The 19,917-nt window shown below is 63.3% G+C and carries 19 protein-coding genes; 9 read left to right on the top strand and 10 right to left on the bottom strand.

The genetic code is table 11. From position 1 onward, the window contains the following. Positions 1–19: 19 nt before the first annotated feature. The gene (locus MUN81_RS21830) at positions 20–1,321 is read left to right on the top strand and encodes an NAD(P)/FAD-dependent oxidoreductase (RefSeq protein ID WP_245114267.1); all 1,302 of its coding nucleotides are present in this window, start codon (positions 20–22) and stop codon (positions 1,319–1,321) included. Positions 1,322–1,396: 75 nt separating this feature from the next. Here MUN81_RS21830 and MUN81_RS21825 read toward each other — a convergent pair whose 3' ends face one another. The 4 genes from MUN81_RS21825 to MUN81_RS21810 all read right to left on the bottom strand — a co-directional run bounded on the left by MUN81_RS21825 (position 1,397) and on the right by MUN81_RS21810 (position 7,797). Next, entirely contained in the window at positions 1,397–3,070 is a 1,674-nt protein-coding gene (locus MUN81_RS21825; RefSeq protein WP_245114264.1) for an MFS transporter, read from the bottom strand. Between the two features lie 91 nt (positions 3,071–3,161). After that, positions 3,162–4,982 carry an alpha-amylase family glycosyl hydrolase gene (locus MUN81_RS21820; protein ID WP_245114263.1) on the bottom strand — a complete coding sequence of 607 codons (1,821 nt, stop codon included), beginning with the start codon at positions 4,980–4,982 and terminating at the stop codon, positions 3,162–3,164. 110 nt (positions 4,983–5,092) lie between these two features. Next, entirely contained in the window at positions 5,093–5,800 is a 708-nt protein-coding gene (locus tag MUN81_RS21815; protein ID WP_245114262.1) for an SDR family oxidoreductase, read from the bottom strand. Positions 5,801–5,919: 119 nt separating this feature from the next. Beyond that, positions 5,920–7,797, bottom strand: coding sequence for an alpha-amylase family glycosyl hydrolase (locus MUN81_RS21810; protein WP_245114260.1), 1,878 nt, complete (start codon positions 7,795–7,797; stop codon positions 5,920–5,922). Positions 7,798–8,089: 292 nt separating this feature from the next. Here MUN81_RS21810 and MUN81_RS21805 point away from each other — a divergent pair, with 292 nt between their 5' ends. The 4 genes from MUN81_RS21805 (at position 8,090) to MUN81_RS21790 (ending at position 11,712) form a co-directional block, all read left to right on the top strand. Continuing rightward, positions 8,090–8,545, top strand: a complete 456-nt coding sequence (locus MUN81_RS21805) for a PA2169 family four-helix-bundle protein (RefSeq protein ID WP_245114258.1) — start codon at positions 8,090–8,092, stop codon at positions 8,543–8,545. Between the two features lie 224 nt (positions 8,546–8,769). Further along, positions 8,770–10,422 (top strand): alpha-glucan family phosphorylase, encoded by a 1,653-nt coding sequence (glgP, locus tag MUN81_RS21800; RefSeq protein WP_245114257.1) that lies wholly within the window; start codon positions 8,770–8,772, stop codon positions 10,420–10,422. 169 nt (positions 10,423–10,591) lie between these two features. Next, the gene (locus MUN81_RS21795; protein ID WP_245114256.1) at positions 10,592–11,254 is read left to right on the top strand and encodes an SOS response-associated peptidase; all 663 of its coding nucleotides are present in this window, start codon (positions 10,592–10,594) and stop codon (positions 11,252–11,254) included. Positions 11,255–11,337: 83 nt separating this feature from the next. Continuing rightward, complete coding sequence (locus MUN81_RS21790) at positions 11,338–11,712, top strand: hypothetical protein (protein WP_245114254.1); 375 nt, start codon at positions 11,338–11,340, stop codon at positions 11,710–11,712. Between the two features lie 41 nt (positions 11,713–11,753). On the opposite strand, the gene MUN81_RS21785 is transcribed toward MUN81_RS21790, so the two are convergent. The 3 genes from MUN81_RS21785 to MUN81_RS21775 form a co-directional block, all read right to left on the bottom strand. Then, a complete protein-coding gene (locus MUN81_RS21785) occupies positions 11,754–11,948 on the bottom strand; it encodes a hypothetical protein (protein WP_245114253.1) in 195 nt (64 codons plus the stop codon). A gap of 44 nt (positions 11,949–11,992) precedes the next feature. Next, positions 11,993–12,430, bottom strand: a complete 438-nt coding sequence (locus MUN81_RS21780) for a septal ring lytic transglycosylase RlpA family protein (protein WP_245114251.1) — start codon at positions 12,428–12,430, stop codon at positions 11,993–11,995. Between the two features lie 96 nt (positions 12,431–12,526). Next, on the bottom strand, positions 12,527–13,414 hold the full coding sequence (locus tag MUN81_RS21775) for a glycoside hydrolase family 25 protein (RefSeq protein WP_245114250.1): 888 nt from the start codon (positions 13,412–13,414) through the stop codon (positions 12,527–12,529). Positions 13,415–13,511: 97 nt separating this feature from the next. On the opposite strand from MUN81_RS21775, the gene MUN81_RS21770 reads away from it, so the two are divergent. Then, on the top strand, positions 13,512–13,787 hold the full coding sequence (locus tag MUN81_RS21770) for a VF530 family protein (protein ID WP_190926863.1): 276 nt from the start codon (positions 13,512–13,514) through the stop codon (positions 13,785–13,787). Positions 13,788–13,792: 5 nt separating this feature from the next. Further along, positions 13,793–14,116 (top strand): hypothetical protein, encoded by a 324-nt coding sequence (locus tag MUN81_RS21765; protein WP_245114247.1) that lies wholly within the window; start codon positions 13,793–13,795, stop codon positions 14,114–14,116. A gap of 176 nt (positions 14,117–14,292) precedes the next feature. On the opposite strand, the gene MUN81_RS21760 is transcribed toward MUN81_RS21765, so the two are convergent. The 3 genes from MUN81_RS21760 to MUN81_RS21750 form a co-directional block, all read right to left on the bottom strand. Beyond that, positions 14,293–14,676, bottom strand: coding sequence for an Hsp20/alpha crystallin family protein (locus MUN81_RS21760; protein ID WP_190926867.1), 384 nt, complete (start codon positions 14,674–14,676; stop codon positions 14,293–14,295). 204 nt (positions 14,677–14,880) lie between these two features. Then, positions 14,881–16,746 carry a BamA/TamA family outer membrane protein gene (locus MUN81_RS21755; RefSeq protein ID WP_245114244.1) on the bottom strand — a complete coding sequence of 622 codons (1,866 nt, stop codon included), beginning with the start codon at positions 16,744–16,746 and terminating at the stop codon, positions 14,881–14,883. 90 nt (positions 16,747–16,836) lie between these two features. Beyond that, positions 16,837–18,150: an O-antigen ligase family protein gene (locus MUN81_RS21750; protein WP_245114242.1), complete on the bottom strand. Its 1,314-nt coding sequence runs from the start codon at positions 18,148–18,150 to the stop codon at positions 16,837–16,839. Positions 18,151–18,333: 183 nt separating this feature from the next. Between MUN81_RS21750 and hemW the strand changes: the two genes are divergently transcribed. Together hemW and MUN81_RS21740 are read left to right on the top strand one after the other, a co-directional pair. After that, positions 18,334–19,482 carry a radical SAM family heme chaperone HemW gene (hemW, locus tag MUN81_RS21745; protein ID WP_245114240.1) on the top strand — a complete coding sequence of 383 codons (1,149 nt, stop codon included), beginning with the start codon at positions 18,334–18,336 and terminating at the stop codon, positions 19,480–19,482. Next, entirely contained in the window at positions 19,479–19,913 is a 435-nt protein-coding gene (locus MUN81_RS21740) for a hypothetical protein (protein WP_245114238.1), read from the top strand. The genes hemW and MUN81_RS21740 overlap by 4 nt, the downstream gene beginning before the upstream one ends. The last annotated feature ends 4 nt before the right edge of the window (positions 19,914–19,917 follow it).

Here is a 19,917-nt window from a genome sequence, read left to right as displayed (position 1 = left end):
TGTAGCCACGTTTTTCTCCATGAGTTCTCCCTCCTCACCCATCATCATTATCGGCGCTGGCATGGCCGGCCTGGCGTGCGCCACCTGGCTGCACCGCGCTGGCCGCCCGGTGCGGGTGCTCGAAGCCGGCGACGCCGTAGGCGGCCGCGTGCGCACCGACCTCACGCCCGAAGGCTTTCGGCTCGACCGCGGCTTTCAGGTGCTGCAAACCAACTACCCCGAGGCCCGGCGCCTGTTCGACTACGGCGCCCTCAAGCTGCGGGCGTTTCGGTCTGGGGCCGTCATCCGGCTGCCCAACGGCCAGGAAACCACCCTCGAAAACCCATTGCAGCGGCCGCTGGCAGCGTTTTCGGCTTTGTCGTCACCCATTGGCACGCTGCCTGATAAGCTGCGCATCCTCAGCCTGGTGCGCCACGTGCTGAAATACAAGCCCGAGGAACTGCTGGCCCGCCCGGCCACCGACACGCTCACGTTCTTGCAGCGTTATGGCTGGAGCGAGCAAATGATTGACTCGTTCTTCAAGCCGTTTTTTGGCGGGGTGTTTCTGGACCGGGAGCTGACCACGGCCAGCAACTTCTTTGAATTCGTGTTCCAGCAGTTCGTGACGGGCGAGGCCGCCGTGCCGGCGCTGGGCATGCAGCAGCTCCCCGAGCAGCTGGCGGCCCGCCTGCCCGCCGGTGCGGTGCAGCTCAACGCGCCGGTGGCGGCCATTGTCGATGGCTCGCAGGTGCGGCTCACTTCGGGCAAGGTGCTGAACGCAAGCGCCATTGTGCTGGCCACCGACGGCCTCACCAGCCTGCGCCTGCTGGCCGGCCGCAGCGGCAACCCCGACGATTCTATCAGCACCGAAGCAGCGAGCTTCCCCACGGCGGCGCGCATCACCACCTGCACCTATTTCGCCACGCCCGGCGGCCACTCGCCGGGCCGCAACGACAAGCTCCTGCGTCTCAACGCCTCTTCCAATGCCCTCGCGCACAACGTGGCCTTTCCGGCCGACGTGAGCGGCGACTATGCCCCGGCGGGGCGCTCGTTGGTTTCCGTGAGCACCCACGGCGAGCGCAGCCTGGGCGAGGCCGAGCTCACGGCCGGCCTGCGCGAAGAACTGGCCGCGTGGTTTGGCCCGGCGGCCCGGCAATGGGAGCATCTGCGCACCTACCGCATTGCGGCGGCGCTGCCGGTGTACCTGGCGGGCCAGCCCGTGCGCCAGCCCCTGAAGCTGGCCGAAAACCTCTTTCGCTGCGGCGATTGGGCCGCGTACCCCTCGCTCAACGCCGCCCTGGCTACCGGGCGCGAGGTGGCGGAGATAATTATCAAAGGATGATTATTTAGCGAGACTCCCGAAAGAAAAGGCCCGCTTCAGTAACAGAAGCGGGCTTTTTTCCGGGAAACGTTAATGTTACACCTGCGGATTAGCCGGGGCCTGGGCATCGTAGCCCAAGATGTTAGCTTCTTCTTCAACAGGTAAGTGAATATCATCATTGTCCTGGACCCGCAGCGAAAGCAGACCGCCCGCTATCATCCCGGCGCCGCCCAAAACCAACGCGTAGAGCGTATTGCCGTGAAACAGGTAACGGGTTAAAAAACCTAGTCCTACTGAGGCGATGATTTGCGGCGTAACGATGAAGAAGTTGAACACCCCCATATAATACCCCATTTTATTCGCTGGCAAGGCCCCCGCGAGCATGGCATAGGGCATGGACAGGATGCTGGCCCAGGCAATGCCCACCAGAGCCATCGACACAACCAGAAAATGGGGGTTGTGCACGAACAGCAGCGACACCAGCCCTAATCCACCAGCCACCAGACAAAGCATATGGGTGAAACGCCGGCTGCTGCGGCGAGCCAGTACGGGCAGTAAGAAGGCAAACACGGCCGCCACCCCGTTGCGCACCGACGAGCAGACGCCCAGCCAGTCGGCCCCATCGTTGTACTGCTGCTGCACGCGCTTGAGCGTGGAGGTTTCGGCGGCCGTGAGTTGACCACCAGCCAGGGCATAGCCAGCTAAACTGGTGGTAATGACCTTGTCGGGTGTGCCCGGCTGAAATTCGTTGATTTCGGCCAGGTCGGTGCGCAGGGCTGCCAGCTTTTTAGCCTCCTGCTCCGCCGGAGTGGTTTTGCTCAAGTCAAAAAAGCTCTTGGCTGGCACATTCTGCACCGTAGCGCTGGCAGCATTCACCTGCTGCGAAATCTTGGCAAACAGCTCGTTGTCGACGTGCATGTTGTAGATGTTGCTCGTAATGGCATTGGTGGAATAAATCCACATCGCAAACAGTGCAAACCAGGTAAAAAGCTGTACCACTGCCAACTGCTGCATGGCCTTGGGCATGTTGAATACACCCAAAAACGACTGCTTCAAGCCATCAAATACGCCGCCTTCGGCTTTCTCGCGCTCAAACTCGGCCATGTCGGCCGGCGGATACTCGCGCGTGGTGAACACGGTGTATATCACGGCCAGAAATAGAGCCAGCCCACCCGCATAAAACGCGTACTTCACCGATGGCGGAATGAGGCCTTGGGGCGCAGTATTAGCAATGTGAAACCAGTTGGTGAATACCCAGGGCAGCCCCGCCGCGATAACCGACCCGACTCCGATAAAGAAGCTTTGGGTAGCGAAGCCCGTGGTGCGCTGACTGGTGGGCAGCAGGTCGCCCACGAATGCCCGGAACGGCTCCATTGATATGTTGATGCTCGCATCCATCACCCACAGCATCCCGGCAGCTATCAGCAACGACCCCGAATTGGGCATAAAAAACAGCGCCAGGGCTGCCAGCACGGCTCCCATGAAGAAGAATGGCCGCCGCCGCCCCCAAGTAGGATGCCAGGTGCGGTCGGAGAAGTAGCCGATAATCGGCTGTACCAGCAAGCCCGTGAGCGGGGCCGCAATCCAGAGCAGTGGCAGGTCGTCTTTGCTGGCACCAAGGGTTTCAAAAATGCGGCTCACGTTGGAGTTCTGCAGTTCAAAACCGAACTGAATGCCGAGAAAGCCGAAGCTCATGTTCCAGATTTGCCAGAAGCTGAGGCGGGGCTTGACGCTGGTGCTAGTAGTGGGTGCGGCGGTGGGAGCGGCCATGAGGGGAGGGAAAGAGTGAAGGCTGCGACGCGCCCGTAACCGGGGCCCCACAGCCTTCAAATTTAAGGAATCGCGCTACCCTGCGCAAACGTTAGCGCGGCTTTATCTCGAAAATGTACGCCGACAGCGGGGCCAGCGTCAGGTTGAGGCCGTTGCGCGGTTCGTCGGTGTCGAGCAGGTCGGTGTAGGTGTAGAATTTTTTGGTGCTCAGGCCCATGGCCGTCATCGCCTCGGCGGGGATGGTGATGGTGGGGCGGTAGGTTTTGTCGGCCGAGAAATTGACCACCACCAGCACCTGCTGCTTATCAGTGTAGCGCAGGTAAGAGTAGACGCGGCGCTGGTCGTACTCCTTGCCGAGGTTGTTGGCGTCCTGCAGTTCGTAGAAGCGGCCTTTGCGCAGGGCCTCGCTCTGGCTCGTCACGGTGAGCAGGCGGGCGTAGAACTGGCGCAGGTCTTTCTGCTCGGGGCTGAGCTTGCCGCCATCAAACTTGCCCTGGTTCATCCATTTCTGGTGCTCGGGCACGCCCCAGTAGTCGAAGATGCTGGTGCGGCCGTCTTCGCTGCTGAAGCCTTCGGCGCCGTGGGCGGGCTCGCCCACCTCCTGGCCCATGTAGAGCATCACCGGCCCGCTGGCCAGGGTGGCCGTCACGGTCATGGCCGGCACGGCGCGCTTGGGGTCGGTGGCGAAGTCTTTGGAAGCAATGCGCTGCTCGTCGTGGTTTTCCAGAAAGCGCAGCATTTTGGACGAGAAGCCGTTGCTTTCCTCCTTCCACACTTTGGTGATGTCGTCGGTGGTACCGGTGCCCGTCATGAGCCGGCGCAGGCCGTCGTAGAGGCCCACCTTGTCGTAGAGAAAGTCGAATTTGCCGGTGGAGAGGTAGGTTTTATACTCCTTGGCGTTGTAGGCTTCGGCAATGAAAATGATGCCCGGGTTCACCTTTTTAACCTCCGGAATTACCCAGGCCCAGAACTCCACGGGCACCATTTCGGCCATGTCGCAGCGGAAGCCGTCCACGTTTTTGCCGGCCCAGAACACCAGGATGTCGCGCATCTTCTTCCAGGTGTCGGGCACGGGAGCGAAGTAGCCTTTGCGGGCGTTCTGGTAGTCGACGCCGTAGTTCAGCTTGATGGTCTCGAACCAGTCGTTCACGCTGGGCGCTTCCGAGAAAACGTCGTTTCCGGTGGCGCGGGCGGGTGTTTCGGTGTACTTGCCGTCTTCGCGCGGGCCTTTGCCGGGGCCCAGCGGGTTGTAATCGGGCGGCACCACGAAGCTCTTGCCGGGCAGGTAGTAGAAGTTGTTGTTGGGGGCGAAAGCTTTGGTTTTGTCGTCCGTCGCGCCCAGGTCCACCACGCCCTGCGGCTTGGCGTCCGACTTGTAGGAACGGGCCACGTGGTTCGGAATAAAGTCCATCAGCACTTTCAGGCCGTGGTCGTGGGTGCGCTTGATGAGAGCCTCGTACTCGGGCATACGGTTTTTCACCGTCACGGCCAGGTCGGGGGCCACGTCGTAGTAGTCCTTGATGGCGTAGGGCGAGCCCGCGCGGCCCTTCACCACGTCGGCGTCGTCGGCCGGGATGCCCTGCGAGGTATAGTCCGTCATGGTGGCGTGTTCGAGCACGCCGGTGTACCACACATGGCTCACGCCCAGCTTCTTGATTTCGTCAAGCGCCTTATCGGTGATGTCGTTGAACTTGCCGCAGCCGTTCTCCGTGATGGTGCCGTAGGGCTTATTCAAAGCCACTTTGTTGCCGAACAGCCGCGTCATCACCTGGTAGATGACGAGCTTGTTGTCCTGGGGGACTTCCGCGGTGGTGTTGGGGTCCTGGGCGGTGGGTTTTTTGGCCACGGGCGGGTTGGGCAAAGCGAATGCAGCCAAAGCAAGGAGGCTGCCAGCCAGCAACAATTGTTTCATGATGCGGCAAGATAGGCAATTGGTGAATGAGTGAATGGCTGAATGGGCGAATGACTGCGGATGTTTGCTCATTCAGCCATTCACCCATTCGCTCATTCACCCATTGAACTCTACCACTCCTGCGTGAGCGGGTGCAGCATCAGCTCGTCGACCACCACGTGGGTGGGGGCTTCCAGCACGTAGCGCACGGCCTGGGCCACGTCGGCGGGGCGCAGGTGGGTTTTCTCAGCGTCCGCGCTGCCGGGCTTGGTGTCGTTGAAATAGGTGTCGACCAGGCCCGGGTAGATGGTGCTCACCTTGACGCCGTGGGGGCGCACTTCCTTGCGCAGGCTGGCCAGCACGGCATCCTGGGCAAACTTGCTGGCGCCATAGGCCGTGCCGTGGGCAAAGGTGCGCCGGGCCACGTCAGAAGTGATGCCCACAATGTGGCCGCGCTTCTGGGCCTTGAGGTGGGGCACGGCAGCCTTGCAGAGCAGGAAAGTGCCTTTCACGTTGGTGTCGAATATCCGGTCCCACTCGGCGGCCTCGAAATGCTCCAGCTCGTTGAACGAGCCCACGCCGGCGTTGCACACCACAATGTCGAGGCGGCCGTAGTGACGCAGGGTTTCGGCCACCACGTGCCGGGCGTCTTCCTCGTCGGCAATGTCGGCCACGATGCACAGGCCCCGGGTTTTGTGGGTCAGGTCTTCCAGCTCCTGCTCGCTGCGGGCCACGGCCACCACTTTGGCGCCCTGCAGGGCCAGGAGCAGCGCAATGGCTTTGCCAATGCCGCGGCTCGCGCCGGATACAATGGCTACTTGGTTGGTGAGGTCGGTCATGGGCGCAAGGTTTCGCGAGGGTAAAAGAGGTTTCGCAAGGTTTTCGCGAGATTTAAGGAAGTTACAAAGCAGGCGTTAGGCACCTAGCGAAACCTTCCTTACCCTCGCGAAACCTTGCGCTATTTCCGCAGCTCCACCACCCAGGCCGTGTGCGGCGGCACGTTCAGCGTCTTCAAATCTGAAATCGTCGCTCCGCTCACCACCTCCATCCCGGACGAGAAGCCGTCCGTCCGTTCCGCGAAGCGCATGCCGTCCACTTTCTTCTCATCCTTGGTGTTGTTGGCGATAATCATCACGCACTCACCCGCGTCGTTGTAGCGGAAATACGTGTACACGCCATCCTGCGGGATAAACTGCATCAGCTTGCCGCTGCTCAGCACCGGGTGCGTTTTGCGGTAGTTAGCCAGCTTGCTCACGTAGTCGAAGGCCTCGCCGGCCTGGCCCGGCCGCGACGCAAAGTAGTTCAGCTTATCACCGGCCCAGCCGCCCGGAAAGTCCTCGCGCACCTTGCCGTCGGGGTTCGAGAAGTTTTTCATCAGCACCTCGGTGCCGTAGTAGAGCTGCGGCGTGCCGCGCAGCGTGAGCAGCCAGGCAATGCCCGTCTTGAACTTGTTGAAGTCCTCGCCAATCACCGAGTAGAAGCGGCTCATGTCGTGGTTGTCCAGAAACGGCACGTTGCGCGTGGCGTCCACGTACAGCCAGTCGGCCTGCAGGGCGTGGTAGAGCTTGCTCAGGTCGCCGTTTTCGGTTTTCAAGGCATCAGAAATGGCGAAGCTGATTTGAAAATCGAGCACGCCAGGCAGGTTTGACTTGAAGCCGTTCACGGGCGGCAGGATGTTCTGGGCGTAGAAGGCCTGCTCGGCCTCGGTGCCTTCCCAGGCTTCGCCAAACTGTGCCAGCTTAGGATATTCGTCCCCAATGGCTTTACCAAACGCCATGAGAAACTGCGGGTCGGAATAGGGGTAAGTATCAATGCGGTAGCCGTCGATGCCCGTCGACTCCACCCACCACAGAAAGTTCTGAATCACGTAGGTGGAAACCAGCGGGTTGCTCTGGTTCACGTCGGGCATGGTCGTATCAAACCAGCCGTCGTTGAACAGCTGGTAGTCGCGCTTCGAGCCGTGTGGGTCGTTGAGGGCGAAAGCGTTGTAGTTGCTGCGCGTGAAGGTGGGGAAGGCGTGGAACCAGTCGGCCGCCGGCTTGTCGAGGAACAAGTGGTGGTAGCTGCCCCAATGGTTCAGCACGATGTCCTGCACCACTTTCAGGCCCTGGGCGTGGGCGTCCTTCACAAATTGCTGGTACTCGGCGTTGGTGCCGTAACGCGGGTCAATCTTGTAGCAGTCCGTCATGGCGTAGCCGTGGTAGCTAGCCTTGGGCATGTCGTTTTCGATGACCGGCGTGGGCCAGATGGCCGTAGCGCCCAGCTGCTTGAAGTAATCGAAATGGGTGGCAATGCCCTTCAGGTCGCCGCCGTGGCGGGCGTACATCGAGTCGCGGGCCACGCGGGGGGCGCGGGTGCCCTTCACCACGTCGTTCTTCGGGTCGCCGTTCGCAAAACGGTCCGGCATCAACATGTAAATGAAGTCGGCCTGCGTGAGGCCCTGGGTGCGCTGCGGGTCCGTATTGCGGGCGCGCAACTCATAGCTGTAGTTCAGCGTTTTGGCCCCTTTGAAAGTGAGCTTGAGCTGGCCTGGCTTGGCAGCGGGGGTAATGTTGAGATTGACCACCAGGTAGTTGGGGTTCTCCAGCTTCTGGGTGCCTTCCAGGCTCACGCCGGCATACGTGGCCAGGCTGGCGGCGCTGGCGCCCACGCCCGGCGCGTGCACCAGCAACTGCAGCTTGGGGTTTTTCATGCCCACCCACCAGTAAGTAGGGTCGATGCGAACGCCGGCCGCAGGTTTGGCAACGGCGGTGGTCGGCGGGCCGGCTTTGGCCAACGCAGGAGACGAGGCGGCCAACGCGGACGCCGCGGCCAGTAGCAAATGAGTGAGTTTCATGAGAGGCGAAGCGGGTGGTGGAAACGTTTGCGCACCAAAAGTACGATTTTGGCAATGCGCGTGGCGGCCGGGAGGGCCAGGCCGGCGCGTTGGTGGGCCGGTTCCAAACGCAACAGGGAGGAGCACAGCCGTTGTTTGCCGTGCCCGAGACAAGTGCCCGGCACTCCGCCAGAATTTGTATTTATCACCGGATGAGCGAATTATTGCCAACTCTGTGCTCGCGGCTCCCGTTATGGATGGTTGCCGGGGCCGGCCCCGCGGCCCCACCACCCCCTCCCCACACCCCGCACCCATGGCCGAAAACTCCAAACTAGCTGACACCCTCAACGAACTCACCCTGTTCGTAAACGACCGCATCGAGGGCTACCAAACCGCCGCCCACGAAACCAAAGACCCACAAAACCAGGCCTACTACCAGCAGCTGGTAGCGCAGAGCGAGCAGTTCGTACGCGACCTGAACGATTTTGCCCAAGCCGCCGGCGGCGACGCCGAAAGCAGCACCACGCTCAAAGGCAAGTTCTACCGCGGCTTCATGGATGCCAAAGCCCTTGTCACCAACCGCAGCGAGGCCAGCATTCTGGATTCCAACATCTACGGCGAAGAATGGGCCATCAAGGCCTACACCGAAGCCTTGGAGTCGGCCGAGCTCACCGGCGCCGCCCGCCAGGCTGTGGAGCGCCAGCACCAGGCCTCGCAGGCCACCCTGCGCAAGCTGCAGCAGCTCAAAGGCGTGGCCAGTGTGAGCTAAGCGAATCCCTCATTTTCCGCACCAAACCCCACTTACGGCGGCAGAACGCAGCTTCCTTCGCTGCGCAGCTAGGCGTGTGCCCGGCGGGTGCAATATTGGGCTTTCGCTTTATTTGTCGAAACGTTTGCACATTGCGGCTTCGTTGAGCTGCCGCCTGCCTGGCAGCGTTACTTTTTCACCCGAATTTCCCTACATGCCAGCCTTGGCTGGCGCAGTATTTCCTTATGGCTTTTACGTTCAAACCTTACGCTCCCGCGGCCAAATACAAGACGGCCGCCGCGTATTTCTCGATGGAATTCGCCGTCGACCAGGCCCTCAAAACCTACTCCGGCGGCTTGGGCTTCCTAGCCGGCTCGCACATGCGCTCGGGCTTCGAGCTGAAGCAAAACCTGGTGGGCATCAGCATTCTGTGGAGCTTTGGCTACTACGACCAGGGCCGCGCCGAAGACCAGACCATGCGCGCCGAGTTTCGCCAGAAGCACTACTCGTTTTTGCAGGACACGGGCATCGTGTTTCCCATCACCATTCACGGCGCCGATGTGCAGGTGAAGGCGATGTACCTGGCCCCGGAGGTGTTCGGCACCGTGCCCATGTTCTTCCTCACCACCGACATCCCCGAGAACGACTACATCTCGCGCACCATCTCGCACCACCTCTACGACCCGGACGCCGCGGCCCGCGTGGCCCAGAGCATCCTGCTGGGCGTGGGCGGCGGCAAGCTGCTCGATGTGCTCGGCCGCAAAACCGACGTGTACCACCTCAACGAGGGCCACGGCCTGCCGCTGGCGTTCTACCTCTACGAAAAGCACGGCCGCGACTTGGCCGAAGTGCAGAAACGCTTGGTGTTCACCACGCACACGCCCGAGCTGGCCGGCAACGAGGAGCGCCCCATGAAGCTGCTGACGGACATGACCTTCTTCGGCACCATGCCCGAGGAGGAAGTGCGCCGCGTGGCCCGCATCGGCGAGGGCGACGCCCTGAACTACACCCTCACGGCCCTGCGCTTCGCGCGCAAAGCCAACGCCGTGAGCAAGGTGCACGGCCGCGTGGCCAACGAAATGTGGGGCCATTACGAGGGCATATGCCCCATCATCCCCATCACCAACAGCCAGAACGGTACCTACTGGCGCGACCCGCAGCTGGCCGCCGCCCTCAAAAGTAAGAGCGACGCCGACCTGCTGGCCCGCAAGCAGGAGCTGAAAAAAGAGCTGTTCAAAATCGTGGCCGACCAGACCGGCAACGTCTTCGACCCCGAGGTCATCACCATCGTGTGGGCCCGCCGCTTCGCCGGCTACAAGCGCGCCGACCTCATTCTACGTCACTTTGAGCGCTTCGTGGAGCTGGCCAGCAACACCAAGCGCCCCATCCAAATGATTTGGGCCGGCAAGCCCTACCCGAAGGATTTCGGCGCGGTGGCTTTGTTCAATGACATCATGAAGCGCACGGCTCACCTGAAAAACTGCGCCGTGCTCACCGGCTACGAGCTGGGCTTGTCGGCCGCCCTCAAGAAGGGCTCCGACATCTGGCTGAACACGCCGCGCTTCCCGCGCGAGGCCAGCGGCACCAGCGGCATGACCGCCGCCATGAACGCCAGCGTGAACCTGAGCATCGCCGACGGCTGGATTCCGGAGTTCTGCCGCGACGGCGAAAACGGCTTCCTCATTGCCCACGCCGATGAAAACCTGCCCGAAAACGTGAAGGACGACCAGGAGGCCACCACCCTGCTCGACGTGCTCGAAAACACCGTGCTGCCGCTGTACTACGACCAGCCCAAAAACTTCCTGAAAGTGGTGAAAACCGCCATGAAGGACGTGGAGCCGGAGTTCGAGAGCGGCCGCATGGCCAAGGAGTACTACGAGCTGCTGTACAAAGCGTAAGTAAGCGGGACGGTTGGCCCATTAGAGGTCGGCTGTCATCCTGAACGCAGTGAAGGACCTTATCACGTCGGAACGATTGTCGTATAAACGACTCGTCCGGGCGTGATAAGGTCCTTCACTGCGTTCAGAATGACAGCTATTTTCCTTTCCACTATTTCCCTTCCTCCCCATGTGTGGCCGCTACACCTTCATTGCCCCCGCGCCAACCATTGAGCAGCGCTTCGATGCCACGTTCACCGAGCCCGCGCCCACTACTTACAACGCCGCGCCCTCGCAGCGCCTGCCCATCATCACCAACGCCGCCCCCGGCCAGATTCAGCTACTGAGCTGGGGCTTGGTGCCCGGCTGGAGCAAGGACCCCGCCGCCGGCCCCAAGCCCATCAACGCCCGCGCCGAAACGCTGGCCGAGAAACCCAGCTTCCGGCAGCTGCTGGGGCGCAAGCGCTGCCTGGTGCTGGCCGACAGCTTTTTTGAGTGGCAGGCCACGCCGGCCGGCAAGGTGCCGCACCGCATCCTGCTGCGCAATGAGCAGCCCTTCGCCTTCGCCGGGCTCTGGGATGAGTGGGTGGACCGCGGCACCGGCGAGGTGCACCCCACCTTCACCATCATCACCACCGAGCCCAACGAGCTGATGGCCAATATTCACAACCGCATGCCGGTCATTCTGCCCACCCGCGCCGCCGAGCAGGCCTGGCTCGACGACGGCCTGGGCCTGAAGGCCCACCAGGACCTGTTGTTGCCCTACGATGCCGCCGCCATGCAGGAATACGTCATCAGCAAGCGCGTGAACTCGCCAGCTAACAACGACCCGGAAGTGCTGGCCGCCGCCTGAGGCATGGGCACACGGGCCAGCTTGGCATTGCACGGTCTGCGGACTCGCAATGACACTACCCGGCAAAGCACTATCTTGCCTACATGAACTGGCGCAACCCCTGGCTTTTACCTATTCTCATTCTCGTGCTGGCCTCGGCCGTGCAGCTGGACCTGCCGTGGTGGAGCCTGGCCGTGGTGGCTTTCGTGGTCGGCCTGGCCATTGCGCCTAGCGGCAAGGCTGCGTTTTGGGCGGGCTTTGCGGGAACGGCACTGAGCTGGATATTGCCCGCCGCCTGGCTGGCGTATCAGAACGACGGCTTGTTGGCCCACCGCGTGGCGCAGCTGCTGCCGCTGGGCGGCTCGGTGCCCGTGCTGGTGCTGGTGGCCGGGCTCATAGCTGGCTTGGCCGGCGGGCTGGCGGCGTTGGCCGGCACATGGCTGCGCCAGGCGCTGCGCCCGCGTCAGTTGGTTCGTTAGAAAGGGGAATGTCCTGGCAGCCAACAACGCCGGGAGGCTGGCTATCGGGCGGTGTACCAGGCCAGGACATCCAGCCCGGCAGCGTCGTTGTCGGCTTCCACTACTTCGTTGATGACGTACTGGATTTCATCTTCCGACCAGCCTTCGTCTTCGGCGGCAGGTACCCACAGGTCGAGGGCGGCGTAGCGGTTGGTGCCAGGCGGCAGCGTCCAGCGGACTTTTTTGCGAATATTCATTGGGGCAGTTTTGCGGGGCAAAAATAAGGTGCCGACAGCGCGGCTTAGGGTGCGCTGGCTGCCCGCACCACGGTCACGCGCACGGGCACCACGCCGGCTTCGATGATGTCGAGCTGCGCCGCCGCGCGCCGCGACACATCCACGATGTAGCCCTTGGTGTGCGGCCCGCGGTCGGTCACCGTCACGTCGACGGAGCGGCCGTTACGCGTGTTGGTGACCCGAATGACCGTGCCGAAGGGCAGCGTGTTGTGGGCCGCCGTCATCTGGCCCGGCCGGTAGATGGAGCCGCTGGCCGTGGCCCGGCCGTTGAACTTGTTGGCGTAATAAGACCCGAGGCCCGATTGGGAAAACTTGCTGTAGTTGCCCTTGCTGTCGTTGCCGGCGTTGCGGCTGCTGCCGCACGACGACAGCAGGCCCAGCGCCAGGAATAGCAGCAGCAATAACCGGGTAGACAGCGGGTTGGCTCTGGAATGGAAAGTCATCAAAGCAGTAAGTTGGCTGGCGGTTTGGAGCAAGATACCGGCCAAAGATGAAACGGGCGGCCGAAGCGGCTTTCGTACTCCTGGCCGCCGCCCGACTCAGGGCCGACGCGCCGGCCGGCTTTTGGAAGCCGGGGAAGGGGCCGCGGCTTTGGGGCGCGGAGCCGGCACCCGCAGGGCCTGCAGCTGCTCGAAGCTGCCCTGAAACACGTTGAAATCGACCACGCCGCGGATGCCGGGCACGTAGGCTTCGTCGGAGTGCTGCCAGATAATCCACTTGTTGGCGGGCATGGCGGGCTTTTCCACCTCGTAGTGCGCCAGCCAGAGCGGGTAGCTGTCGAAGTGCCCGGCCAGGTGGCGGCGGTAGAAGCTGTGGTTGGAATAAAGAATGGGCCGCACGCCGTAGTGCGCCTCGATGAGGCGCAGCCAGCGGGCCACCTCGCGGCGCAGCACGGCCACGTCGTGGAAATTAGAGGCTTCCACGTCGAGCACGGGCGGCAGGTCGCCGGGGGCCAGGGGCACGGTGCGGGCAAACAGGTCGGCCTGCACCTGGCCGTCGCGGTTGGGCTGGAAGTAGTGGTAGGCGCCGCAGAGCACCCCGGCTTTGCGGGCTTCCTTCCAGTTGCGGGCAAAGCGCTGGTCGCGCAGCGTGGCGCCCTCGCTGGCCTTGATGAAGGCAAACCGCACCTTATTGCGCGCCACCTCGGGCCAGTCGATGCGCCCCTGGTAGGCCGACACGTCGATGCCGTGCACCGAATAGCCGGCCAGCAGCGGGGTTTTCTCGCGGCCCGTCAGGCCATTCTGAGTGAAGGTGGCCCAGGCCCGGCGGGCGTAGCGGTTCACCTGCACCTGGTGGCGGCGGTAGTATATCGCGCTGAGCACCAGCGCCAGCAGCAGGCCGGCCAGCAGCGGGCGGCGCCAGGCCCGGCGGGGGGCACGGGGCGAGGCGGACGGGGCGGCGCGACGGGTGGCGGACGAATTCGGCATGGGCGGTGCGGCTCAAAAATAACGCCCCGCCCGGCGGCATCGTGCCTCGGCCGCTGGCTTTTCGCCAACTTTGCGTTTCCAGCTTTCCGTCTTTGCTATGTCTTTCCTCCGCGCCGCCGACGCCCGCGACGAATCGGGCCACCTCATCAGCGAGTTGCACGGCGTCACGCTCGCCGCCATTCTGGAGTACCTGGTGGCCGCCTACGGCTGGCCCGAGCTCGACGCGCGCCTGCGCATGAACTGCTTCGCCGACAACCCCAGCATCAAGTCCAGCCTCACGTTTTTGCGGCGCACGCCCTGGGCCCGCGCCAAGGTGGAAGCCCTTTACATTAAAGCCCGCTCGGCCGAAGTGCAGGGCCGCCCGCGCCCCTAACCGCTATGGCCGACGTAGCCCCCAAATCCTCGAAAGAGTCGCTGTTTATCGGCTTGCTGCTGTTCGTGGCCTTCGAAACCGCTGCCTTCTACGGCCTGCAGTATCTTACCTCGGGCCTGGGCGAATCGAACCAGATGCAGCCCGAAAACACCATCGTGAGCAACTGGCTGAAGACGATGGTGTTTTTTGTGCTGCACCTCGCCCTGGTCATCACGGCCGTGCTCGTGCTTAGCAACAAACTGCCGCGCCACTACCGCGGGCAGGTGATGGGCTGGTTTTACCTGGCCCTGCTCATGAGCTTCGTGCTGCTGGTGCCGCTGTTTGGGTAGGCCCCAAAAAACAAAGCCACCGCTGTGGGCGGTGGCTCAATGTGAAACCCAAGAGACTCAATACGTGGCCGGTCGGTCCCGGCGTTATCGATGGACTGCGGTGCCGGTCGGTCCCGGCGTTATAGGTAGTTAATCAACAGCAGTTCAGCGAATTTAATTCGGGCAAAGGCCCGTTATTAATTGTGGCGAATATCGATTTCGCGCTGCTGGTCGGAAGGGTTGAGGAAGGGAATGCGGACCTGCAACTCGTTGCCCTCGTGCACGGCGTCGATGCGGGCCAAGTCGAGGTTGTTGGGCAGGTCGAGGGTCTGCACGAAGAGCGGGGCGGCCAGCTGGTCGTCGGGCTCGTGGCGATACTCGCCGAATACGGTGAGGCGCTGCTGGTTGAGCACCACGCGGAAGCTCTCGGCCGGCACGGTGGGCATGGCCACGCGCAGAATCACGCCTTTCGGACGCTGGTCGACGCGCAGTTGGGGTTGGGCTACGCCGCCGCCAATGGTGTTGAACAAGTCAAGCTGCGGGGCGATAGAACGAATGAATTTCGGGCTGATAAGTTTCATGGCAAGGAGCCGTTTTTAAGGGCGGCTTCGGGCTTGCTATGACAAATGATGTACCAATCTTAATTATGGCTTACTGAGCCTGAATATCAGTCGTATTGACGGGGTTTTTGAGCCATTTTTTAGCATTCCGGCCACGCTGGCAGAAATGGCGTTTTTCTCCCCGAAAAAGCCGACGAAATGGCGTAGGCATGCCCCGCTTTATCCTTAGAAACGGCTTGTCAGACCAAAGTGGATTTTCGAGTTGCTCAGGCCAAACTGCTGGCCAATGGACTGCGCCTGGCCCGCCGAATACACGAACTGAAACAGCCCGGCCGGCGTGCGAAAGCTGAGGCCCGCCCCCAGGCCGGTGGGCTGGTCCGAAAACCGGTCATCGGTCACGTCGTGCCGCAAGTAGGCCTGGTCGGCAAACAAAAACACGTAGGAATCGGGCCCGATAAACTGCCGGAATTCGGCCGTGGCCACGGCGAAGGAGCTGGTGTAGAACTGGTTTTCGTTGAAGCCGCGCAGCGAGTTCAGTCCACCCAGGCGCAGCAGGTCGTTGGTGTAGAGGCGCGGGTTGAGCAGGCCTTCGCTGCGCAGGCGCAGCAGGAGCACACCGGCGCGCTTCACCGGGAAATAGCGCTCGGCGCGCAGCGCGAAGGTGTACTGGGTGGTGCGCATGGGCAGGCCCGCGTAGAGCTCGGGCCGCAGCTGAATGTTCTGGCTGATGGTTTTGGTGCCCACGGCCGATTGCAGCTGCAGCAGGGCGCCGCGGTGCGGAAAAAACAGGTCGTCGAGGTTGGCCCAGGCATAGGCCAGGCCGTAGGAATTGTACTGCGAGTCGAGGTTGGCGGGCAGCACGGTGGTGTCCTTCAGAAAGTCGAGGGAGGAAGTGCGCTGCTCGGCAAAGAAGCTGATGCGGCCGGCCCGCGCCGTGGGGTACGTCACCTGCAGGCGCGGCTGAATGGTGGTGAAGTCGTTGGTTTGCTTGTAGAGGTTGAACGTGCCCGATATTTCCAGCGGCGAGCCGAAGAAGTTGGGGTGCACGTACTGGGCGTCGAGCAACTGTGAGAAGGCATCGGTCTTGCGCCACTGCAGGCCAATCTGCTTGCCGCCGCCCTTGATGTTGCGCAGGTTGATGGTGACGTCGCCGGTGAACTGCACGCCGGTCTGGTCGGCGTTGGCATTGGGCAAGATGCCCACAATGGCATCGAACTGGTTGCTGGGCCGGTCGTCGAGCAGCAGGTACACGCGCGCCTTGCCGCCCGCAAACCGGATTTCGGGCTCGGCGCGCAGCCGCAGGTAAGGCAGCTGGCGCAGCAGCTGGGCCGCGCCCGCCACCCGCTGCTGGCTGAAGGGCTGCCCCGGAAAAATCTGCAGGTACTTGGTCAGGAAGCGCTTTTTGGTTTTGGTGTTGCCCACCACCTGCAGCGAGTCGAACACCACCGCCGGGCCGCGCTTGAGCACCACGCGCCCGGCAATGTCGCGCCCGCTGAGCTGCACCGAATCGAGGCCCACGGTGGCGAAGGGGAAGCCCTGGTTTTCGGCTTCGGTGAGAATGCGCTCCTGCAGCCGGGCCCAGTCGTCGGGCAGGAAGGGCGTTTGCCGGAACAGCTTTTCGCGGTAGCCGGCGCGCGTCATCAGGCCGTCGCCGAGGTTGCCGTTGCGCAGCCGGGCCCAGCGGAACTGCTCGCCCACGTAGAGGCGCACGCGCACCGTGTCGCGGCTCCAGTGCAGCTCGTCGGCCGAGGCCGTGAGGTAGGCGTCGCCCTGCAGGGCCACCACTAGGTCGCGCACTTCGCGCAGCGCGCTCAAGGAGTCGGGCACGGAGGCGCGCACCTTGTAGCGGCGCACAATGGGCCGGTCGGCCGCTTCGGTTTGCAGGAGCAGCGCCCGCGGGTGCGCCAGCACGCGGCGGGGCGCCTGCGCCTGGGGCGGCGCGTCGCGCGGTGGCAGGGGAGGAGTGGCGAGGCCGGGCTGGTTGGGCGCGGTGGGGTCAAGACTGGGCGTTTGGGCCCGGGCCGCAATGCTGCCGAGCCAGCCGCTCAGCAGCCATATTCCCACGCAGCGCAACAGTAGCCGGATAACCATTCGGGGCATTAACGCGAAAGCTGCCTTTTAATTTCCCGAAGATAAAACGGCCGCAGCCTTGGCCTCCGAAGCGGCGCCCGGGCGGTCGGGCTACCTGCTTTCCTGGCTGGCCGCGAGGTAGTGGGGCGCGGGGGCTGGCGTGGCCTCGGCTTGTGCCACTGTTCGCTTGCTGGCCTCTTCGCCGGCCACCACCAGAAAGCCGTAGCCGAACACGAAGAGGTTGAGGCCGATTTGCAGGCTCAGCATATCCACTACCATGGCAACGGTGGCTTGGGTGAGAATGAAAATGCAGATGGCCGCATTGCGCCGCGCCCAAGCCCGGGTGAGGGGCCACAGCAGCACTGCCAGCCACAGGGCCAGGCCGATGAGGCCGCCGCCCATCATGGCTTCTAAGTATTGGTTGTGCACTTCCACGCGGTTTTTGAGGCGCAGGCCGTAGTCGTGCCAAGCATACTGGCGCAGCATGGCGGCGTGGGTATCGGCCGGGCCCACGCCCACCAGCCAGTTCTCGCTGATGACGTAGGCCGCCGTTTCGGCCGCGGCCAGGCGCCGGGCCAGGGAGTAGTCGTTGATGTCGTGCCGGAGCTGAAACTGCTGCACGTCCCACACGGTGGCGCCCACCCGCTCTCGCACCGACGGCAGCGCCCGGTAGGCCAGCCATGGGGCCGCGCCCAGCACCAGCACCAGCCCCAGGCCCAGCGCCAGGTGGCGGCGCGTAAGCAGCCAGCCCGCGTAAGCCAGCAGGCCGGCATACAGCACCAGCAGCCCCGTGCGATACGCCAGTACGTGCAGCACCGCCGCCGCCGCCACGGCCGCCGCCAGCAGCGCCCGCCGCAGCCACACGCCCGCCAGCGGGTGCCGCCGCAGCAGCAGCCCCCAGAAAAACGCCTGCGCCAGCATCAGCCCGAACGGGATATGGAAAATGCGCGTGACGGCCTGCATGTTCTGCCCGATTTTGATGGCTGCGTTGGCCGCTTCTGGGTGTAGCAGGTACTGGCCCAGGGTGGCCAGGCCCACGGCCGCCGTGCCCAGCACAAACAGCGCCCCCACCGCCAGCCGCTGCCCGCGGGCCAGCGGCACAGCCGCCGTAAACGCCAGCGGCACGCCCAACCACGTTAGGCTACGGAACAACTCGTGCCGCCACACCGGCCACTCGCTGGTGTAGAGGCTGCTCAGCAGCAGAAATACCACGATGGCCGCCGCGCGCATGGCGGCCCCGTTGTGCCAGTAGCGAGGCAGGTCGCGGCGCAGGTGGGGGTTGGCCAACACGGCCAGCACGCCCACCACGGGCGCCAGCGCCACCAGGAAGCGGGCCGACAGCAAGCCCACCACGCCCGCCACGCAGGCCAGCCACAGCAGGTATTGCGAAAGACGCCCGGACCGGTAATGCTGCACAATGTTCACGAAAGAAGGCTCTGGTGGTGGGCGGGGCTTTTCGCCACAAAGTAACCACGAGGACGCGGTTTGGCGGCCTCGTTCAGGCGACCCGTCCGGCCGTTTTTACCTTTGCGGAGTCGCTGGTATCCGGCGGCGGAATTATTGCGGGGCCGCTGCCCGTTTACCTCTACGCCTTTTCACCGCGTTTCCATGGCTGGCCTATACCTCCACATTCCGTTCTGCAAGCAGGCTTGCCACTATTGCGACTTTCACTTTAGCACTTCCTTGGGGCTGAAAAGCCAGTTGGTGGAGGCCATCGTGCGGGAACTGGAACTGCGCCGTGATTACCTGCCGACAGATACCGTGCTAGAAACCGTCTACTTCGGCGGCGGCACGCCTTCGCTTCTCAAGGCCGCGGAGCTAGACCAGATTCTCAGCGCCATCCATCGGCATTTTGCCGTGGCGCCGGGCGCCGAAATCACCCTCGAAGCCAACCCCGACGACCTGAGCGCCGCCAAGCTGCACGAGTTGCGCCAGGCCGGCGTCAACCGTCTCAGCATCGGCTTGCAAAGCTTTTACGAGCCTCACCTGCGGCTGATGAACCGCGCCCACACCGCCGAGGAGTCGACCACGGCCGTGCGTCGGGCCCAGGATGCCGGTTTCGAGAACATTTCCATTGATTTGATTTACGGCGTGCCCGCGCCGGGCCATCACATTTGGGAAGCCGATTTGGCCAACGCTTTCGCCCTGGACGTGCCGCACGTATCGGCTTACGCCCTGACGATTGAGCCCGGCACGGCCTTCGGGCACCGGCTGCAAAAGGGCACCTTCAGGGCGGCGCCCGATGAGTTTGTGGCCACGCAGTTTGAGATGCTGCTGGCCGCCATGCGCGCCCACGGCTACGAGCAGTACGAAATCAGCAATTTCTGCCAGCCCGGCCGCGAGAGCCGTCACAACGGCAACTACTGGCGCGGCGTGCCCTACCTCGGCCTCGGCCCCAGTGCCCACAGCTACGACGGCCGGAACCGCCAGTTCACCCTTGCCAACAATCCGCAGTACGTGGCCGCCGTGCTCGAGCGCGGCGAAGTGCCCGTGACGCTCGACGAGCTCACGGCCACCGACCGCGCCAATGAGTACCTGCTTACCACCCTGCGCACGGCCCGCGGCTGCGACCTGGCCCACCTGCGCACCCAGCTGGGCTTCGACGTGCAGGCTGCCCACGCCGCCTACCTCGCCGAGCTGCAAGCCAACGGCTGGGCCCGCATCCAAAACGAAGTGCTTACTTTGACCGACGCGGGCAAGCTCCTGGCCGACCACATCACGCTGGAGCTGTTTCAACCCCCTGCCGTAGCCGCATGAGACTCTTGAGCGACAGCATTGCCGACGACGCCGACTTCTTCGTGGAGCAGATTCACGTCGTGGCCATCGTCTTCGACAACACCGACGACGTGACCGTGTGGGCCACCACGCTGTTCGACAACGACACGCACTTCTTCCACCTCGCGCTGCCTTTCAAAGCCCTCGACACGCTCCTGAGCCTGGCCCACACCCGCGCCGACGCCCTGCAGGAAGAAGTAGCCGATGCCCTCGCCGCGCAGGAGTGGCCCGCACTGCTCGAATACAACTCCGACGAGAAGCCGCCCGTGCCGCTGCCCAGCGTGGCCCTCAAGCTCTCCGTGACCTACCCCGCCGTGGAAGACGACGAAACCGGAGACGGCGAAGAGCCCGACGACCCCCAGCCGCACAACATCTTCTATCTCGAAGGCGTGTACGTACGCCTCGATACCTAGCCGG

It is taken from the genome of Hymenobacter sp. 5317J-9 (genome assembly GCF_022921075.1).
In the GTDB taxonomy this organism is placed as follows: domain Bacteria; phylum Bacteroidota; class Bacteroidia; order Cytophagales; family Hymenobacteraceae; genus Hymenobacter.
The sequence above is the reverse complement of the archived record's forward strand: the minus strand, read 5'-3'. Positions and strand labels throughout refer to the sequence as shown.

Coding starts and splice junctions, on each gene's coding strand:
- MUN81_RS21765 (WP_245114247.1), top strand. CDS start 13,793: ATGGCCGACGTAGCCCCCAAATCCTCGAAAGAGTCGCTGTTTATCGGC.
- MUN81_RS21785 (WP_245114253.1), bottom strand. CDS start 11,948: ATGAATATTCGCAAAAAAGTCCGCTGGACGCTGCCGCCTGGCACCAAC.
- MUN81_RS21740 (WP_245114238.1), top strand. CDS start 19,479: ATGAGACTCTTGAGCGACAGCATTGCCGACGACGCCGACTTCTTCGTG.
- MUN81_RS21810 (WP_245114260.1), bottom strand. CDS start 7,797: ATGAAACTCACTCATTTGCTACTGGCCGCGGCGTCCGCGTTGGCCGCC.
- MUN81_RS21830 (WP_245114267.1), top strand. CDS start 20: ATGAGTTCTCCCTCCTCACCCATCATCATTATCGGCGCTGGCATGGCC.
- MUN81_RS21805 (WP_245114258.1), top strand. CDS start 8,090: ATGGCCGAAAACTCCAAACTAGCTGACACCCTCAACGAACTCACCCTG.
- MUN81_RS21755 (WP_245114244.1), bottom strand. CDS start 16,746: ATGGTTATCCGGCTACTGTTGCGCTGCGTGGGAATATGGCTGCTGAGC.
- hemW (WP_245114240.1), top strand. CDS start 18,334: ATGGCTGGCCTATACCTCCACATTCCGTTCTGCAAGCAGGCTTGCCAC.
- MUN81_RS21770 (WP_190926863.1), top strand. CDS start 13,512: ATGTCTTTCCTCCGCGCCGCCGACGCCCGCGACGAATCGGGCCACCTC.
- MUN81_RS21760 (WP_190926867.1), bottom strand. CDS start 14,676: ATGAAACTTATCAGCCCGAAATTCATTCGTTCTATCGCCCCGCAGCTT.
- glgP (WP_245114257.1), top strand. CDS start 8,770: ATGGCTTTTACGTTCAAACCTTACGCTCCCGCGGCCAAATACAAGACG.
- MUN81_RS21825 (WP_245114264.1), bottom strand. CDS start 3,070: ATGGCCGCTCCCACCGCCGCACCCACTACTAGCACCAGCGTCAAGCCC.
- MUN81_RS21820 (WP_245114263.1), bottom strand. CDS start 4,982: ATGAAACAATTGTTGCTGGCTGGCAGCCTCCTTGCTTTGGCTGCATTC.
- MUN81_RS21815 (WP_245114262.1), bottom strand. CDS start 5,800: ATGACCGACCTCACCAACCAAGTAGCCATTGTATCCGGCGCGAGCCGC.
- MUN81_RS21780 (WP_245114251.1), bottom strand. CDS start 12,430: ATGACTTTCCATTCCAGAGCCAACCCGCTGTCTACCCGGTTATTGCTG.
- MUN81_RS21790 (WP_245114254.1), top strand. CDS start 11,338: ATGAACTGGCGCAACCCCTGGCTTTTACCTATTCTCATTCTCGTGCTG.
- MUN81_RS21795 (WP_245114256.1), top strand. CDS start 10,592: ATGTGTGGCCGCTACACCTTCATTGCCCCCGCGCCAACCATTGAGCAG.
- MUN81_RS21775 (WP_245114250.1), bottom strand. CDS start 13,414: ATGCCGAATTCGTCCGCCACCCGTCGCGCCGCCCCGTCCGCCTCGCCC.